Source organism: Streptomyces sp. NPDC048057 (assembly GCF_040653095.1).
Lineage (GTDB): Bacteria > Actinomycetota > Actinomycetes > Streptomycetales > Streptomycetaceae > Streptomyces.
The window spans coordinates 48079-64994 of the sequence record NZ_JBEZNF010000024.1 but is presented as its reverse complement, the minus strand read 5'-3'; the positions used below and the strand labels follow the sequence as shown (position 1 = coordinate 64994).

The window sequence follows — 16916 nt, the reverse complement described above, 5'->3', positions numbered from 1 at the left end:
TCCCCGCTCGGTGCGTGGCATCCGGGTGGGTGAACGGGTCCAGGGCAGCGGCCCCGCGGGCTAACGCAGGTCGGGCGTACGAGCCAGGACCGCCAGGTCCAGACTGCCGGCGCCGTCGCCCCGGGCCGCCGCCCGCTTCGCCAGCCCGGCCGCAGCTTCGGCCATCGGCAACACCCCCGTGGCTGCCGATGCGTCCTCCACCACCGACACCGCCAGCGTCAGGTCCTTCACCAGCCCGTCGACGGTGAAGTCGGCGTCCTCGTAGGCGTCCTGGTCCAGTCGCTCGCGCTTGCGGCCCACGACGTGGCCGAGCGGCCCCATCTGGAGGACGTCCAGCACCTGCGTGCGGGGCAGTTCGAGTACGGCGCCGAGCTGTACGGCGTCGTGCAGCGCGCCCATCGCCGTGCCGAGCGTCAGATTGGCGATCAGCTTGAAGCCGGCCGCGGTGCCCACGGGCCCGGTGTGGCGCCGGCTGCCCTCGCGCGACCAGGCCAGCAGTACGGGCTCGGCGGCGCGCGCGTCGTCCTCGTCGCCCGCGGTCAGGACGTGCAGCGCCTTCTTCCGTACGGCCGGCACCGAGCCGAGGACCGGCGCCTCCAGATAGCGCAGGCCCGCCGCGCGCACCCCGCTCTCCAACCGGCGCGCCTCGTGGGGCGCGAGGGTGGTCGCATTGACGACGAGCGCGCCAGGGCACGCGCCGGAGGCGACGCCGTGCGGCCCGAGCAGCACCGCGTCCGCCGCCGGCCCGTCGAAGACCATGACCACGACGACCTCGGCGTCCCGCACCGCCTCGGCCGGGGTCGCGGCGGTCGACTCCGGCTTCGGCGTACGGTTCCAGGCGCTCACCTCGTGGCCGTCGGCGGCGAGGGCGGCGGCGAACGCCGCGCCCATCCGGCCGAGGCCGCACACCGCGACCTTCATCGGACGCCCTCCCCTTGCGCCGGCGCGCCACCCGCCCGCTCCTCCGGGAGCACCGCGAACGCCTCGACTTCCAGGAGGAGTTCGGGCCTGAAGAGCGCGGCCACCTGCACGGCACTGCTGGCGGGCAGGCGGTCGGCGCTCACGTACGCGTCGCGCGCGGCGCGCACCGCCGGCAGATGGGCGATGTCGGTGACGAAGTACGTCAGCTTGATGACGTCGCCGAAGTCCGCGCCGACGTGGGCGAGGCAGCGGCGCAGGTTCTCGAAGACCTGGCGCGCCTGGGCCGCGGGGTCGCCCTCCCCCACGATGTCGCCGTTCTCGTCGTTGGCGATCTGCCCGGAGATCGCGACGAGGCGGCCGGTGCCCATGACGACGTTGGTGTAGCCGGTGCCGGGGGCGACGCCCCGGGGGTTGGGCACGTACGTGAGCCGACTCGATGATGCGGGTGCGGTGGGTGTCGTGCTGCTCGTGTCGTTCGTGTCGCTGGTGTCGTTCCTGTTGCTCATGCGGGAATCCTGACCCGCACCGCACCATTCCACTAGCGCATATCCCGCAGATCACCCATGCGCCAGCCGCATACCCTGACACGGTGCCCCTCATGGACGTCATCGCTCTCCGCTCCTTCCGCGAGGTCTGCCGACTGGGCTCGATCAGCGCAGCCGCGCAGGCGCTGGGCTACACGCAGTCCGCGCTGTCCCGCCAGATCGCCGCGCTGGAGTCCCGGCTGTCCGCCCCCCTGCTGGAGCGCCACGCCCGTGGCGTCCGCCCCACCCCGGCGGGCTCGGTGCTGCTGGAGCACGCGGTGGCGATCCTCCAGCGCGTGGAGCGTGCGGAACGCGACGTCGCGGCGTCCCGGGAGCGGCCCGTGACCACCCTCCGGGTGGGCGGCGTCCCCACGGCGTCGGCGACGCTGCTCCCCCGGGCGCTGAGCCTGTTCCTCGCCGACGACGGGCCGGACGGCTCCGCGTCGGACCGTGCCGCACCGACGCCACGCGCGGACGTACGCGTCGTCTTCGTCGAGGACTTCACGCCGCGGCTGCTCGGCCGGCTCCGGGAGGGCGAGTTGGACGTCGCCGTCGTCACGGACTACCCGCCCGGGCTGCCCGCCGAAGCCCACGACCGCGACGGCGGCCGGGACGGCATCGCGCTGACCCACCTCCTCGACGACGCGTTGCGGTGCGCGCTCCCCCGCGGCCACCGGCTCGCCGCCCACGACGACATCCACGGCGACGGCAGCCACGGCGCGGGCACCCCGCTCGACCTCGCCGAACTCGCCGACGAGACCTGGGTCGAGGACTACGAGGGCGCCGCGGCCGTGCTGTCCGCCGCCTGCGCCCGCGCCGGCTTCGCACCCCGCGTCGACATCGCCTGCGGCAGTTGGCTGGGGAAGCAGGCGTTCGTGGCCGCGGGCCACGGCGTGATGCTGGTGCCGGGTCTGCTCGTCCCGGCGCTGCGGCCCGACCTGCTGATCCGGCCGCTCGTCGACCCGCCGTACCGGGGCGTGTACGCGGCGACGGGCCCGCGCCCGTCGGCGTCCGCCGGACGGTTCGTACGGGCGCTCCGCAGGGCCGGGTCCAAGTCGTAGCCCCAGGCATCGGCATCATGGAGGGAACGGCCGGGCACCAGAACGCTCCCGGCCCGCACCCCCACCCCGTCCCCGACCCCCTAGGCAGGAAAATGAGAGCCTGCGAACCACCCCCCCATCCCGCCCAACGCAGCCCCTTGTGGGCCGCCTTCAGTTGGTCCTTCATCGCACTGAGCGTGGCGTACGCGACCGCGCTGCTCATGCTCCTTCCCGAGTCGAACGACTGCCGCTACGCCGCCTCGGCGAACGGCGACATGACCGACACGGGTTACGACGTCTTCCCGCCCGACCAGTGGTGCGAGTACGAGAACTCCGGCCGGGTCTCCAAGGCGTCGTCGGCCCCGCCGTGGGTCCCTCCGGTGCTGTGGACCGCAACGGCGCTGACGGTGCTCTTCGCCGTCTGGGCCCTGGCGGACAAGCGCCTCGGCGGGCGCAGCCGGGCCCCGAACCGCCCCGCGCCTGACGGGGCCTGATCACGGGATCCTCCCGTACGCACGTCAATCGGGGTTGACATCGGCCCAGATGTCAACCCAGGATGACGGCACGCGGTCCGTCGCCCTCCGGAGGTCCCCGTGCGCTTGCCCGTGCGCTTTCCGCTGCCCGTCCCCCCGCCCGCTCGACGCGGCCGGTCGCGCACGTCCCGCGTCCGCGCGCTGCTCGCCACCGGGGTGGCAGCCGGACCCCTCTTCGTCTCGGCCTTCGCCGTCCAGGGCGCCCTGCGCGCGCACTACGACGGGCGGCGCCACCCCGTCAGTTCGCTCGCGCTCGGCCCGTACGGCCGGGTGCAGACGGCGAACTTCCTGACCACCGGCGCCCTCACCCTCGCCCTCGCGGAAGGGCTGCGCCGAACGCCCGGCCACGGCTCGACGTGGGGACCGCGGCTCGTCGCGGGCTGGGGCGTCGGCCTGCTGGGCGCCGGCGCCTTCGTCACCGACCCCGTCGGCGACTATCCGCCCGGCGCTCCACAGGACCCGGACATCACCGTCCCGGGCGGCCTGCACGACGCGTTCTCGCTCCTCGCCTTCGGCTCGCTGATCGCGGCCGAGGCGAGCTACGCCCGCGCCTGCCGCGCCAGCGGCGAGCACGGCTGGGCGGCCGGCTCCGCCGCGGCGGCGACCGTCACCGCGGCGACCTTCCTCTACTCCGGCTGGGCCTTCGGCCGCCCCGACGCCCCGGGCCGCCGGGCCGGCCTCGCCCAACGCACCTCGATCACAACGGGCTGCGCCTGGCTGACGCTCCTGGCCCTACGCACCCTGAAGACCACGCGCTAGGCCCGCTCTTCCGGATCTTGCCGGGTCGCGTGCCCCTGGCACCGCTCCCCCTGGGCCTTCGGCCCGGGAGGTACCCCCAAGCCCTCGGGGTGTGGGGGGAGGAACTACGCGACAAGCCACAGACGGCCCGCAGAGGCCAACGCACCCCGCAGGGAGACGGCGAGGCTGCCCCACGGCCCACCCGCACCGCGGGCTACGCGTCGCCGAGGAGGCGCCACGCCGTGAGCGCCAACCTCGCCCGCAGCAGCCCGCGCGGCGAGGTGAGTTCGACGCCCAGCACCTCGCCAACGCGCTCCACGCGGCGCGCGACGCTGCTGTGGTGCAGGTGCAGCAGCTCCGCGGCGCGGCGGAGGGAGCCGGTGGTGCAGTACGCGTCCAGCGTCGCCAGGTCGTCCGGGCCGTCGGGAGCGGCGGCCAGCGCCGCGACCGCGGCCACGTCGGCGTCCGCCCGCACCGCACCGGCCGGCACCTGCGCGAGCAGCGCCAGCGCGCCCAACTCGGCGTATTCGACGAACGGTTCGCGCTCCGTGGTGAAGCGCAGGGCGGTACGGGCCTGCCACCACGACCGGTCCGGGCTGCCCGTACCCCCCACACCCGCCCGCACCCCCGCCGGAAGCACCGCGAGCGCGGCCCGGTCGACCGCGGTGGCCAGCACCACGCCCGCGTCCGCGAGCGGCGCCGCCTTCACCAGGCCGGCCGGGCACAGCAGCGCGCCGATCCGGTCGAGCGGCAGCCGCGACCGGACGGCGACGACGCGTACGGGCGCCTCGACCGCGAACCCCAGCAGCCGCAGCGCCCGCGCCCGCGCCGCCTCGTCGCAGTCGGTGCTGATCACCAGCTCGACGAGGGCGGGGTCCGCCATGGTCGTACGGGCCGGCCCGTACCGTTCGACGACGGACGTGACCGCGATCGCGAGCCGGTCGAGGACTTCCTCGTCGAGGGGTCCGGGCGCCTCGGGCCGTTCCAGCCAGACCGTGCCGATGGCCTCCTCGTCGAGGGTGACCGGCAGTTCGGCCGACACGACGGAGGACGGCTGCGACAGCTCGCGTCCGTCGGGGCCGACCCGGACCGTCCACCCCGTGCCGTGCAGCCGGATCCCCACCACGCACTCGGCCAGCCCCGCCGTCGCCCGGGCGAGCGCCGGCAGGTCCACCCGACGGCGCATCAGGGTGTCGTAGAACATGACGATGCGGATCGCGCCCTCGGCCTGCGCGTCCAGGTGCGACAACCGTGCAGCGAGTGCCTCCATGGCTGGAGGATAGGGCGCGGCCCCGGACCGGCGGCGCGCCGATCGGCGCGCGACCCGGCCCGGACGCCCGACGGTCGGCGGACGGCTCCGCGGCCCGCACCGGCGAGGATCGTCGGCATGGATCCCGAACTCGAAGCCTTCCTGCCCCTGTTCGCCCGCCCCGACCTGTCCGACCCGTTCGCGATGCGCAAGGACTACGCCGACCGCTCCGCGTCCCGGCCCGCGCCCGACACCTCGGGCATGACCGTCGAGGACCGCACGGTCCCCGGGGACCCGGACGTGCCCGTACGGGTCTACGTGCCGCACCAGGCGCGCGGCGCCGTCGTCTGGATGCACGGCGGCGGGTGGGTCATGGGCGACCTGGAGACCGAGCAGCACTGGGCCGCCCGGATCGCCGCGGGGTCCGGCGCGGTGGTGGTCTCGGTGGGGTACCGGGTGTCGCCCGAACACCGCTTCCCCGCCGCGCTGGACGACGCATACGCCGCACTTGAGTGGACGGCCGCGCACGCCGCCGACTTCGGCGTCGACCCGGAGCGCGTCGCGGTCGGCGGCCACAGCGCCGGCGGCAACCTCGCCGCGGCGCTCGCGCTGCGCGCCCGGGACGAACAGGGCCCGCGGATCCACTTCCAGCTCCTGAACGAGCCCTCGCTCGACGACCGCCAGGAGACCTGGTCGCAGCGGAACTTCACCGACACCCCGTGGGCGAACCGGGAGATGGTGGGCGCGTGCTGGCGGCACTACCTGGGGACGACGCCCGCCACGCCGTACGCCGCACCGGGGCGCGCCACCGACCTGTCCGGGCTGCCGCCCGCGTACGTCTCGTCCGCGGAGTTCTGCCCGAACCGGGACGAGAACGTCGACTACGCGGTGCGCCTGCTCCAGGCGGGCGTCTCCGTCGAACTGCACCAGTGGGCGGGGACGTTCCACGGCTCGCAGGCGGTGCTGTCCGCGGACGTCTCCCAGCGGCAGATCGCCGGCGTGTGCGCGGCCCTGCGCCGGGCCCTGGCGGAGTGAGCCCCGCCATGACCGCGACGACCGTGACCCCGATCGACCTCTTCGCCTCCTTCCTCCGCCTCCACCGCGACGGCCACGTGAGCGTCACACCACAGGAGTTCGACCCCGCGTGGGACGCCTGGCAGGTGATGGCCTTCCACGCGGAGACCGACGCCGACGTCCACGCCGACCACTGGGAGGTGCACGAGGAGGCGGACGAGGTCGTCGCCTGCCTCAGCGGCGGCATCCGCCTCCACCTCCGCCCCCGGGAGGCGGCGGAGGCGGAATCCGTCGAGCTGCCGGCCGGCACCGCGGTCGTCGTCCCGCGCGGACGCTGGCACCGCATCGAGCTCACCGCCCCCAGCGACATCCTGTCCGTGACGCTGCCGCACGGCAGCCGTCTGGAGCCGCGAATCTGACTACCTGTCATTCTTTCGGCTGCTGCGGATGATCGGGCGCCAGAGCCCGCCAGGCGATGGCGCCACCGGCGACGGCGAACGCGGCGCAGACGAGCATCGCGACGCTCTGGGCCCGGGTGAACGCGAGGTGCGCGGCGTCGATCACGTCCCGCTGTCCGTCAGCGAGTTCGCTCAGCGTGCTGCCGAGGGACGAGCCGGACCGTACGTCCAGCGCCGCGGGCGCGAAGTGCCGGTAGCCCGCGGCGACGGTGGAGCCGACGAACGCCACGCCCAGGGCGACGCCCAGTTGCTGATGGGTGTCGTTGAGGGCCGACCCCATGCCCGCGCGGTCCGGCGGCACCGCCCCGAGGACGGTGGTGTGCACGGCCGGCGACGCGAGCCCCGAGCCGACGCCGGCCAGCAGCAGCCCCGTCGCGACGAGCGCGTAATGACTGGTGGGCGTCAGCAGGGCGAGCACGGCGAAGCCGGCCGCGGTGACGGTGAAGCCCGCGACGATCGCGCGCCGGTGGCCGATCCGGGCCGGCAACCGGGCGCCGACGGGCGAGCCGGCGACCACCCCGACGGCCAGCGGCACGACCGCGAGGCCCGCCCGCACCGGTGAATAGCCCATGACGTGTTGGAGGTGCTGGGTCAGCACGAACAGCACGCTGCCGGTGCCGACGGCGAGGACCGCGACCGCGGCGCTGGCCCCGACGAACCGACGGTCCCGGTACAGCCCCGTGTCGACCATCGGCGACGGTGCGCGACGCTGTCGCGCCCGGAACACCACGGCGCCGACGACCGTCGCGGCGAGGGAGCCGAGCACGGTCGGCGACAGCGGGCCGTGGTCGGCGACGAAGGTCACCGCGGCCACGAACGCCCCCATGGCCAGCGTCATCGCCGCCGCGCCGACCACGTCGACCGGCCGGTTCCGCCGGTCGCGGGACTCCGGGACCAGCCAGCCGACGAGCACGATCGCGACCGCGGCGAGGACGGCGTTGATGACGAAGACCCCGGGCCAGCCCCACTCGTCCACCAGCACCCCGCCGACCAGCGGCCCGGCCGCCATCGCGGCCGAGCCGACCGCCGACCAGACCGCGAACGCCTTGACGCGCTCCTCGGGGTCGAAGACGTGCACGAGGATCGCCAGCGTCCCCGGCATGACCAGCGCCGCACCGGCGCCCATGACCGTGCGGGCCGCGATCAGCCAGCCCGTGGACGGCGCGAAGGCCGCGCCCAGCGAGGTCAGGAGGAGGATCGCGAGCCCGACGACGACCGTCAGTCGGCGTCCGTAGCGGTCCGAGAGCAGCCCGGCGGCGACCAGCAGCCCGGCGAAGACGACGACGTACGCGTTGACCACCGCCTGCAACTCGGCCGGGCCGGCGCCGAGGTCGTCCTCGATGGTCGGTATCGCGACGTTGAGGACGGTGTTGTCGACGACGATCACCGTCAGCGCGACGCAGACCGCACCCAGGATCACCCACCGCCGCGGATCGCGTCCCTCGCTCACCACGCCCTTTGCTTCTTCTCCTACAGCCATGACTAAACCCTACAGTGTTGGATTCATCCAGTGTCGATAGACTGCGACGCGTGGTGGAGAAGGCGAAGAACGACGCGAAGGACAGCGACAAGGGCAAGGGCAAGGACGGGGCGCCCGGCGCGGTGTGGTTCCGCGAGCCGCAGCGCCGCCGCAGGTCCCCCGGGCTGAGCCGGGAGCGGATCGTCGCGACGGCCGTCGACCGGCTCGACCGCGAGGGCGTGGACGGGCTGAGCCTGCGCAAGATCGCCGCCGATCTCGACGCGCACGCCACCAGCCTGTACTGGCACGTCCCGACCAAGGGTGACGTGCTCGACCTCGCGATCGACGAGGTGTTCGCGGAAATCTCCCTCCCGGACGACCACCGCGCCCTGGACTGGCGGGAGGTCGTCCTCGCCTACATGCGGGAGCTACGGGCCATGCTGCTGCGCCACCCGTGGGCGGCGTCGCTCGCCGGCACCCGGCCGCTGGCCGGACCGCACGCGCTGGAACGCTCCGAGGCCGTGTACGCGGCGCTCACCCGGGCCGGCTTCGCGGGCCCCGTGCTCGCGGCGACCGCCGCGGCGGTGTCGAACCTCGTCATCGCCACCGCCTCGACCCAGGCCGCCTGGGCGGAACGGGCCGAGGCCGGCAGCCGGGACGCGCTGCGCGGGCTGATCACCGAACGGCACGAGCTGTACCCGACGTTGGCCGCGCACCTGGAGGACTTCCTCGGCGACTGGGACACCCAGTTCGAGATCGCGGCACGGACCCTCGTCAAGGGCCTCGCCGCCCAGCGCACGGAGGGGCAGGCGTAAGGACACGTGCCGGGCGTCACGGGCGGAGCCCCGAGGCCCCCGCCCGTCATGCCCGTGCACGCACCGGCTCAGCCCGCCACCGGCACCTCCGTACGATCGGCGACGCGGCCGGCGGCCAGTTCCAGGCGCGTTCCGGTGAACCGGGCCCGTACGCGGCGGTCGTGGGTGACGACCACGACCGTGCCCGGGTAGTCCACCAGCGCCTCCTCCACCTCCTCCACCAGGGCGGGCGAGAGGTGGTTCGTCGGCTCGTCCAGCAGCAGGAGGTCCACCGGGTCGCCGACCAGGCGGGCCAGCTCGATCCGGCGCTGCTGCCCGTACGACAGCTCGCCCACCCGCAGCCGCAGGTCGGCCGGCCCGAACAGGCCCAGCGACAGCAACTCGTCGACGTGCTCGTCCGGATGGCCCGGCCGGCCGTGGGCGAACGCCTGCGGCAGCGTCAGCCCCGGCGGCCAGGTCGTCGCCTCCTGCCGCAGGTGCCCGACCCGGCCGCGGGTGCGCACCGTTCCGGCGTCCGGGCGCAGTTCGCCGGCGAGCACCCGCAGCAGCGTCGTCTTGCCCGCGCCGTTGGGCCCGGTGACCAGCAGCCGCTCGCCGCGGCCGATCAGCAGCCGCGGCACGTCGAGCCGATCCCCGACCCGTACGCCGACGAGTTCGGCCGCCGGCTGCGGCGCTTCCCCCTCGTCCCCGGCCGCGGTGGTGAGGCGGCCGGTGAACACCAGCGGGTCGGGCGGCGGTGCGACGGGGTTCGCCGTCAGCCGCGCGACACGCTCCTTCGCGTTGCGGATGCGGCCCGTCGCGCCGTGCCCGCGGCTGCGGGGGCGGAACCCGGCCAGCGGCAGCTTCCGCGGGATGGCGTCGAGCCGGTCCGCGTTGGCCGCGGCCAGCCGCCTGCTGCGGGCGAGTTCCGCGCTCCACTGCTCGTACTCCTCAAGCCGGCGCCGGCGTTCGGCGGCCTTCGCGGCGAGGTGGCCGTCGTAGCCGTCGCCGTACCGCGTCACCCGCCCCTCGCCGACCTCCAGGACCGTGGGGGTGACCCGCTCCAGGAACACCCGGTCGTGGGTGACCGCGAGGACGGTCCCGCGGTGCGCCCGCAGATGCGTCTCCAGCCAGCCCACGGCCCGGTCGTCCAGGTCGTTGGTGGGCTCGTCCAGCAACAGCAGTTCGGGCCGCGCGGCCAAGGTGGCGGCCAGCGCGAGCCGCGCCCGCTCGCCGCCGGACAGCGCGCCCAGCGCCCTGGTGCGCGCCAGCCCCGGCAGCCCGAGCCCGTGCAGCGCGACGTCGACGCGGGCGTCCGCCTCGTAACCGCCGCGCGCCTCGAAGCGGGCGACGAGCCCGGCGTACGCGTCCAACGCGGCCGACAGCTCCGCCCCGTCGAGGTCGCGCAGCTCGGCCTCGGCGCGCCGCATCCGCGCGGCCAGCTCCCGCAGATCGGCGAGGGCGAGGTCGACGGCGTCCTGGACGTCGGCCTCCGGCGGCAGCGCCAGCGTCTGGGCGAGGTGCCCGACGCCGCCGGGCGCGACGACGGTCACTTCGCCGCTGTCGGCCCGGTCCACCCCGGCGACGAGTCGGAGCAGGGTGGACTTGCCGGCGCCGTTGTCGCCGATGACGCCGACCTTTTCGCCCGGTTTGACGGTGAAGGAGACGCCGTCCAGGACGATGTGGTCGCCATAGCGGCGGGTGACGTGGTGAAGGGACAGCTGCGCGGGAAACGCAGCACGTGCGGGAAGCGCAGAAAGCATGGAGCAGTCCCCCTGTTCTCGGCCGGGCCGGTGGGAACGGGCAGATGGACGCATCCGCGCCCGCCGGAGAGCGAGTCCGGCGCAGGAGTGCGCAGAACTCAACAGGTCAGGAAGGGGCGTACGGCGCGGATGAGAACGCGCGACGGCGGAGCCGAATGCTCGACGCGGTCACGCGGGGACTGTCACAGGGAACCCATGCACAGCACCGTACGGAAGGGCGCCCGGGCCCGCCACCTCATTTCACGGGCGGCGGGCGCGGGCACCCGGCGGAGCGCCTTGGATCAGAGGGTTTCCCAGACCGGCAGCCAGACGTCGTTGGCGGCGCCGTCAGCGGTGCAGGTGTACTGGATCAGGTTGCGACCCTGCCCCACGCCGCCCTGGACGTTCAGGCACTTGCCGCTGGAGCGGGCCACGATCTGGTAGCCCGTGCCCTTGGGGACGAACTTCCACTGCTCGTTCGCCGCGGCACCGCAGGTCCACTGGATGATCTGGGCCCCGTCGTCGTTGCCGCCGCCCTTGACGTTCAGACACAGGCCGCTGTTCACCGACTCGAAGCGGTAGTAGCCGTCGCTGGTGGCCTCCGGCTCCCACAGCTGGTTCGCCGCCCGCGACAGGGCCCACTGGATGACCTCGGCGCCGTTCGCGGTCGAGGCGCCCTTGCCGTCGGCCGCCTGGCCGGGGTCGCTCGCCAGCCGCAGCGTCACCTTCTGGACGAAGGCGGCGGCTGCCCGCTCTTCGGTCGGCACCGGTGCACCGGTGTGGGCGCCGGCACCCGCCGTCGCCGTGCCGGGCAGCCCCAGGGCCAGGGCGGCACCGACCGCGGTCAGCACCGCGGCCGTCTTCAGGACAGGACGCATGGGATGAACTCCTCACACTGACGCGCTCACGGAAAGAGCGCGGATCGCCACCATGCGTAACCAGCAAGTGCCGTGCGTAGGCGGGAGTTCGAGCGGACGGCGCAACGTCCCGGCGCCCCGAAAGGACGCTTCGGGCCGGGGGTCCGCTCAGACCCCCGGCCCGGATAAACGGTTCAGCAGGGTTCGGCGGAGTCGTACCCCCTCGGGCGTACGACCCCACCCCCACTCGGCCCAGGGCGACGACCGCCGCCCGGGGAGTCCGTGGAAGGCCCGGGCCGGCCCGAAGAATCGGGCCGGCCCGGGCAAACGAGTCGAGCTGAGGGAACGAGCTGGCCTACAGGACCGACCGGCCTACAGGAACGAGTTGATCTCGATCGTCTCCGTACGGCCCGGGCCGACGCCGATCGCCGAGATCGGCGCCCCGGACATCTCCTCCAGCGCCTTCACGTACCCCTGCGCGTTCTTCGGCAGGTCGGCGAAGGTCTTCGCCTTCGTGATGTCCTCGGACCAGCCCGGCAGCATCTCGTAGATCGGCTGAGCATGGTGGAAGTCGGTCTGCGAGTACGGCAGCTCCTCGACCCGCTTCCCGTCGATCTCGTACGCCACGCAGACCGGGATCTGCTCCCAGCCGGTCAGCACGTCGAGCTTGGTGAGGAAGAAGTCGGTGAGGCCGTTGACCCGGGTCGCGTACCGCGCGATCACCGCGTCGAACCAGCCGCAGCGCCGGTCGCGACCGGTGGTCACGCCGCGCTCGCCGCCGATGCGCCGCAGCGCCTCGCCGTCCTCGTCGAACAGCTCCGTCGGGAACGGGCCGGCGCCGACGCGGGTGGTGTACGCCTTCAGGATGCCGATGACCCGGCTGATCTTGGTGGGCCCGACGCCCGCACCCGTGCACGCGCCGCCGGCCGTCGGGTTCGACGAGGTGACGAAGGGGTACGTGCCGTGGTCCACGTCGAGCAGCGTGCCCTGGCCGCCCTCGAAGAGGACGACCTTGCCCGCGTCGATGGCGTCGTTCAGGACGAGGGTGGTGTCCGCGACGTACGGCTTGATCTGGTCCGCGTACTGGAGCAGCTCGTCGACGATCCGGCCGGTCTCGATGGCGCGCCGGTTGAAGACCTTGGCGAGGAGCTGGTTCTTGGACTCCAGCGCCGCCTCGACCTTCTGGGTGAGGATGGACTCGTCGTACAGGTCCTGGACGCGGACGCCGACGCGGTTGATCTTGTCCGCGTAGGTCGGGCCGATGCCCCGGCCCGTCGTCCCGATCTTGCGCTTTCCGAGGAACCGTTCCGTCACCTTGTCGAGCGTGACGTTGTACGGGGTGATCAGGTGGGCGTTTCCGCTGATCAGGAGCTTGGAGGTGTCCACGCCCCGATCATTGAGCCCGCTCAGCTCGGACAGCAGGACGGCCGGGTCGACGACCACGCCGTTGCCGATGACCGGGGTGCACCCCGGTGAGAGGATCCCGGAGGGGAGGAGATGTAGTGCGTACTTCTGGTCGCCGACGACGACCGTGTGGCCGGCGTTGTTGCCACCCTGGTAACGCACCACGTAGTCAACGGATCCACCGAGCAGGTCGGTGGCCTTTCCCTTGCCCTCGTCACCCCACTGAGCACCGAGCAGCACAAGTGCGGGCACAGGCGTACACCCCTTCCGGGCGGGGCATGTCCAAGGTCAGGGGGATCAGTGCGTCCCTTGTTGTTCCTGGATCCGTTGGACCGGTTGCCCCGGAATAGACGAAGCCCCTGGCGCAATAGCGCAAGGGGCTCTTGCACAAAGATGCTACCCGAGGAAGGACCGAGGTGTCGGCTCACGACCAGCTGCTGGTGGTCATCGACCCGGTCGCCCGCCGAATCGACGGCGAGTCCGTGCGGATCGCGAAGGACGTGCTGTGTGGTGGCTCAGCAGCGAAAATCAGCCTGCCGGAGAGTCCTGAGGAGTTCGCGCGGGCCCTGGCCCGCAGGGGCCCGCGGCGGCCCGTGATCGTCGGCGACGACCGGGCGCTGCTGCGTGCGGTGTCCCTGCTGCACCGGGACCGCTGGCTGGGCGACGGCGCACTCGGCCACGTCCCGGTGGGCTCCGGCGTCCGCCTCGCCCACGCCCTGGGCGTCCCGCCCGGCCCGGTCGCGGCGGCGCGGGCGGTGCTGGACGGGGGCGTACGCCGCCTCGACCTGCTGGTGGACGAGAGCGACGGCGTGGTCGTCGGCGACGTGACGATCCCGGCGGTCGCCCCGGGGCCTCCCCCGCCCGAGGTGGCGGCGTACGGCCCCGCCCCGCTCGACCCGCCCCCCGCGGTGCCGGTCGCGGCGGGCGGCCTGCGCCACGCGTACCGCACCCTCCTGCGCGGCCTGGTCCGCACCCCCGCCCGCCTCTCCACCGTCCCCCGCCCCCACCGCCTCCGGGTGGAGGCGGACGGCGCGCTCCTGTGCGACCTCGACCAGGAGGTCGACGCGGTCACCCTCCGCACCCTCCACGCCGACGCCCCCGGCCGCGCCGAAGTCACCGTCCACCCCCGCACCCCCGGCCCCCCGCTCACCGCGACGGCCACGACGGTCACGGTCTCCGGCCCCGACTTCCGCTACCACGCCGACACCCAGCCCACGGGCCCGGTCCGCACGCGGACGTGGGTGCTGAGGGCGGGGGCGTGGGGGTTGACGCTGCCGTGAGGGGTGGGGCGGGTGTCCCGCTTCGCCGCGTGCCGCCTCCGCGCGGAGACGGCCGGTTCGCAGGGCCGGGCGCATGATGCTCATGCGTTGGTCTCCGCACCCGCGGAGGTGATCCGATGCGGGTCCAGGGGCCGAACCGGCACTCGGTGCGGTCTCGTCCTCGCCCATGCGGAGGAAGCGAGCACACCTCATCGTTGAGGCGTGCTCGGTTTGAGGGGCCGAGCCATAATGACGGGCATGGCCCCGGCATCCCCCGCACCATCGACGCCGACCGCAGCCGAGATCCTGAGCGCGCGGTACCGTTCCCGACTGCCCGCTTCCCTCGAAGAACTCGACGGCCCCGAGCACGGGACCGTCACCCTCCCCCTGCACGTGGTCTGGTCCGGGCTTCGCACCTACGACCTCGACCGGCCACGCTCTCGAATGAGCCTGTACCGGACCGTTCTCGCCGAGGGGCAACGCGACGACCTCGTTGCCTACCTCAACACGGACCTGCTGACCTCGCAGTGGCCCGTCCTGCGCACCCTCATCAGTCGAAACGTACGGGACGTCTGGGAAAACGCCTTCCTCACGCTCCGGCCGGCCACCACGTCCGCCGCATGAACCTCAGCAGTCTCCACCGCCGGCTCCTCGCCGATGTCCTCGCCCTCGGCGCCCCCTATCCGCTGGTCATCACCGGCGGCTACGCCGTCCAGGCCCACCGCCTCGTCGACCGTCTCAGCCAGGACCTCGACCTCGCCACCCAGAACCCAGCACCCATGGTCGAGATCGTCGAGGCCCTCCGCACCGGGCTCCACGACCGCGGCTGGCACGTACGAGAGATCGGGACCGACCCGCTGTCCGGACGCCTGATCGTCACTGACCCGGACAACGGCGAGCAGTGCGAGGTCGACATCCTCAAGGAGGCGTTCTGGGCCCCGCCGGCCACCACCGAACACGGCCCCGTCCTCGCCCTCGACGACGTCGTCGGCACCAAGGTCCGCGCCCTCGCCGACCGGGGCGCCGTCCGCGACCTCATCGATGTCCACGCGGCTTCCCGGCTCTACACCACCACCGAGCTCGAACACCTCGGCCGCCGCCACGCCCGCGTTGATTTCGACCTCCAGGACCTCCACGACCGGCTCGTCGGTGCGGATTGGTACGAGGACGACGAGTTCACCGCCTACAACCTCACCGACGACCAGACCGCCGACCTGCGTGCATGGGCCGTGGCCTGGGCCACGGACCTCAACATCCGCCTCCACGACGAACTCCACGACTGAGGTTGGTAGGCAGCTGGCAAGGGTGGTGGCACCGCCGACATCGTGCTCGCCGCAGCCCGAGCGGCCGGCATCCCCATGGACGTCGCGTTCCCCGAAGGCCGGCCGTGCTCCGCGTCCGCGGAGGTGGCCCCTGGTCCGTGCCCTCGGTGGTGAGGTGGAACGTGCGGTCTCCGCGTCCGCGGAGGTGCCCCTGCGAGGGGCGGGCGCTGTGGCCCGCCCCCGCGGGGCTGTGGCTGCTCCGGTCCAGCAGATTCGGCAGGTCAGCCGTTGTTGCCGCTCGCCGAGGCGTGGCTGGCGCTGACCGCGCCGTAGAACGGCATCGCGAGGTTGCTGAAGATGTCCGCGGTGCCGGGGCCGCCGGGGTTCTTCCAGTCGCGCAGCAGCTCGGATATCACGCCGACCGTGCTGTTGAGCGTCGCGCCGGCGTTCTGGAGGCGCAGCAGGGAGGTCTCACGGGCGAGCTTGTTCGTGGTGCCCGACGCGTCGGTGACGGCGTGGACCTCGTAGCCGCGGCCGAGCGCGGAGAGGGAGGCGAACATCAAGCAGACGTCGGTGATGACGCCCGCGATGACCAGGTTGGGCCGGTCCATCGCACGGACGGCGGCGTCGAACGCCGGGTCGTCGAAGGCGTCGACCTCACCGCTGCGGTGGATGATCGGGGCGCCCGCGGGCAGCTCGTTGACCAGCTCCGGGAGGAGGGGGCCGTTCGGGCCCTGGGGGGCGGAGGTGGTGGCCACGATCGGGAGGCCGAAGACCTTGGCGGTACGGGCCAGGGCCTGCGCGTTGCGGCGGACCTCGTTCTGGTCGTGGTCCTGGACGCCGAGGATCAGCCCGGCCTGGTGGTCGACCAGCAGGATGCCGGTGTTCTCGGGGGTGAGGCGGTTGGTGATGTAGCTGTTGCTGCTCATGTTGCTGTGTCCCTTGGAAGGGGCCGCGGTGACGGCCGTCTCAGGTGCGCTTTTTGTTGCGTGCGCATACATCCAAACCGTCAAGAGTGGGGTCCCATTCCAGCCAAGCCGGGTTTCAGGCGTGAGCTACGCCACAGGTCGCGTCACTGCGGGGTGTCGCACTGCTCGTCGCCGGACTCCGGGGCGAGCCGGCCGAGCACCGCGTTCAGGGCCACGAGGTCGTCGTCGGAGAGGTGGGAGGTGAAGTTCTCCTCGACCACCTCGGCATTGGTCCGTACGGCTTCCCTGAGCAGGGTCCGCCCCTCGTCGGTGAGCCGTACGAGCGCGCCCCGCTGGTCCTCCGCGACGGGGGTCCGGGTCACCAGCCCGCGCCTGGCCAGCCGGTCGCACATCCGACTGACGGCGCTCTGCGTCAGCACCGTGCGCTCACCGAGGACCTTGAGCCGTACGCCGTCCAGAGGAATGTTCACGAGCGTGTCGAACTCGCTCACCGACAGCCGGTGCCGCTCGTCGAGGGCGCGCGCGATCTCCGCCAGCACCCGCTGGTGGATCTCCATGTACGACCGCCACACCCCGACCTTGAACGCCCGGGACATGACCGGCTTGCTTTCCGGCATCTGCGTCTCTCCTCGCACGGTTGAACGACACCATTCTCAGTCACGGAGCCCGCCGAGGGGCCGGCTTGAAGTGAGAAGCTGCCGCGGTCCCCGCGCGGGTGGGGGTGACCCGTCCA

The 16916-nt window shown here is 73.3% G+C and carries 18 protein-coding genes; 9 read left to right on the top strand and 9 right to left on the bottom strand.

Translation table 11 applies throughout. The features are described 5' to 3' along the window. Positions 1-60: 60 nt before the first annotated feature. Entirely contained in the window at positions 61-921 is an 861-nt protein-coding gene (locus AB0E05_RS26570) for an NAD(P)-dependent oxidoreductase (protein ID WP_361967826.1), read from the bottom strand. Continuing rightward, the gene (locus AB0E05_RS26565; RefSeq protein WP_361967824.1) at positions 918-1427 is read right to left on the bottom strand and encodes a RidA family protein; all 510 of its coding nucleotides are present in this window, start codon (positions 1425-1427) and stop codon (positions 918-920) included. The genes AB0E05_RS26570 and AB0E05_RS26565 overlap by 4 nt, the downstream gene beginning before the upstream one ends. A 92-nt stretch (positions 1428-1519) precedes the next feature. Here AB0E05_RS26565 and AB0E05_RS26560 point away from each other — a divergent pair, with 92 nt between their 5' ends. The 3 genes from AB0E05_RS26560 to AB0E05_RS26550 all read left to right on the top strand — a co-directional run bounded on the left by AB0E05_RS26560 (position 1520) and on the right by AB0E05_RS26550 (position 3777). Beyond that, the gene (locus AB0E05_RS26560) at positions 1520-2506 is read left to right on the top strand and encodes a LysR family transcriptional regulator (RefSeq protein WP_361967822.1); all 987 of its coding nucleotides are present in this window, start codon (positions 1520-1522) and stop codon (positions 2504-2506) included. A 176-nt stretch (positions 2507-2682) separates the two neighbouring features. After that, positions 2683-2979, top strand: a complete 297-nt coding sequence (locus AB0E05_RS26555) for a hypothetical protein (protein ID WP_361967820.1) — start codon at positions 2683-2685, stop codon at positions 2977-2979. Positions 2980-3078: 99 nt separating this feature from the next. Continuing rightward, a complete protein-coding gene (locus AB0E05_RS26550; RefSeq protein ID WP_361967818.1) occupies positions 3079-3777 on the top strand; it encodes a DUF998 domain-containing protein in 699 nt (232 codons plus the stop codon). A gap of 193 nt (positions 3778-3970) precedes the next feature. Here AB0E05_RS26550 and AB0E05_RS26545 read toward each other — a convergent pair whose 3' ends face one another. Further along, on the bottom strand, positions 3971-5026 hold the full coding sequence (locus AB0E05_RS26545; RefSeq protein ID WP_361967816.1) for a helix-turn-helix domain-containing protein: 1056 nt from the start codon (positions 5024-5026) through the stop codon (positions 3971-3973). A gap of 117 nt (positions 5027-5143) precedes the next feature. Between AB0E05_RS26545 and AB0E05_RS26540 the strand changes: the two genes are divergently transcribed. Further along, positions 5144-6040 (top strand): alpha/beta hydrolase, encoded by an 897-nt coding sequence (locus AB0E05_RS26540; protein ID WP_361967814.1) that lies wholly within the window; start codon positions 5144-5146, stop codon positions 6038-6040. Positions 6041-6048: 8 nt separating this feature from the next. Next, the gene (locus tag AB0E05_RS26535; RefSeq protein ID WP_361967812.1) at positions 6049-6438 is read left to right on the top strand and encodes a cupin; all 390 of its coding nucleotides are present in this window, start codon (positions 6049-6051) and stop codon (positions 6436-6438) included. Positions 6439-6445: 7 nt separating this feature from the next. Here the strand turns inward: AB0E05_RS26535 and AB0E05_RS26530 are convergent, their stop codons facing one another. Next, entirely contained in the window at positions 6446-7957 is a 1512-nt protein-coding gene (locus AB0E05_RS26530; protein WP_361967810.1) for an MFS transporter, read from the bottom strand. Between the two features lie 50 nt (positions 7958-8007). On the opposite strand from AB0E05_RS26530, the gene AB0E05_RS26525 reads away from it, so the two are divergent. After that, positions 8008-8751, top strand: coding sequence for a TetR/AcrR family transcriptional regulator C-terminal domain-containing protein (locus AB0E05_RS26525; RefSeq protein WP_361967808.1), 744 nt, complete (start codon positions 8008-8010; stop codon positions 8749-8751). A gap of 68 nt (positions 8752-8819) precedes the next feature. Here AB0E05_RS26525 and AB0E05_RS26520 read toward each other — a convergent pair whose 3' ends face one another. The 3 genes from AB0E05_RS26520 to AB0E05_RS26510 form a co-directional block, all read right to left on the bottom strand. Next, positions 8820-10493, bottom strand: coding sequence for a TlrC/CarA/OleB/SrmB family ABC-F type ribosomal protection protein (locus tag AB0E05_RS26520; RefSeq protein WP_361967806.1), 1674 nt, complete (start codon positions 10491-10493; stop codon positions 8820-8822). A gap of 281 nt (positions 10494-10774) precedes the next feature. Next, positions 10775-11350, bottom strand: coding sequence for an RICIN domain-containing protein (locus tag AB0E05_RS26515; RefSeq protein ID WP_361967804.1), 576 nt, complete (start codon positions 11348-11350; stop codon positions 10775-10777). Between the two features lie 351 nt (positions 11351-11701). Then, a complete protein-coding gene (locus tag AB0E05_RS26510) occupies positions 11702-12985 on the bottom strand; it encodes an adenylosuccinate synthase (RefSeq protein WP_361539398.1) in 1284 nt (427 codons plus the stop codon). Positions 12986-13149: 164 nt separating this feature from the next. Between AB0E05_RS26510 and AB0E05_RS26505 the strand changes: the two genes are divergently transcribed. The 3 genes from AB0E05_RS26505 (at position 13150) to AB0E05_RS26495 (ending at position 15275) form a co-directional block, all read left to right on the top strand. Further along, the gene (locus AB0E05_RS26505) at positions 13150-14013 is read left to right on the top strand and encodes a diacylglycerol kinase (RefSeq protein WP_361967802.1); all 864 of its coding nucleotides are present in this window, start codon (positions 13150-13152) and stop codon (positions 14011-14013) included. Positions 14014-14250: 237 nt separating this feature from the next. Then, positions 14251-14616, top strand: a complete 366-nt coding sequence (locus AB0E05_RS26500; RefSeq protein ID WP_361967800.1) for a hypothetical protein — start codon at positions 14251-14253, stop codon at positions 14614-14616. Beyond that, complete coding sequence (locus AB0E05_RS26495) at positions 14613-15275, top strand: nucleotidyl transferase AbiEii/AbiGii toxin family protein (protein ID WP_361967798.1); 663 nt, start codon at positions 14613-14615, stop codon at positions 15273-15275. Before AB0E05_RS26500 ends, AB0E05_RS26495 begins: the two co-directional genes overlap by 4 nt. Before the next feature lie 260 nt (positions 15276-15535). Here the strand turns inward: AB0E05_RS26495 and AB0E05_RS26490 are convergent, their stop codons facing one another. Both AB0E05_RS26490 and AB0E05_RS26485 read right to left on the bottom strand, forming a co-directional pair. After that, entirely contained in the window at positions 15536-16183 is a 648-nt protein-coding gene (locus tag AB0E05_RS26490; protein WP_361967796.1) for an isochorismatase family protein, read from the bottom strand. A 143-nt stretch (positions 16184-16326) separates the two neighbouring features. Beyond that, complete coding sequence (locus AB0E05_RS26485; RefSeq protein ID WP_361967794.1) at positions 16327-16800, bottom strand: MarR family winged helix-turn-helix transcriptional regulator; 474 nt, start codon at positions 16798-16800, stop codon at positions 16327-16329. Positions 16801-16916: the final 116 nt, after the last annotated feature.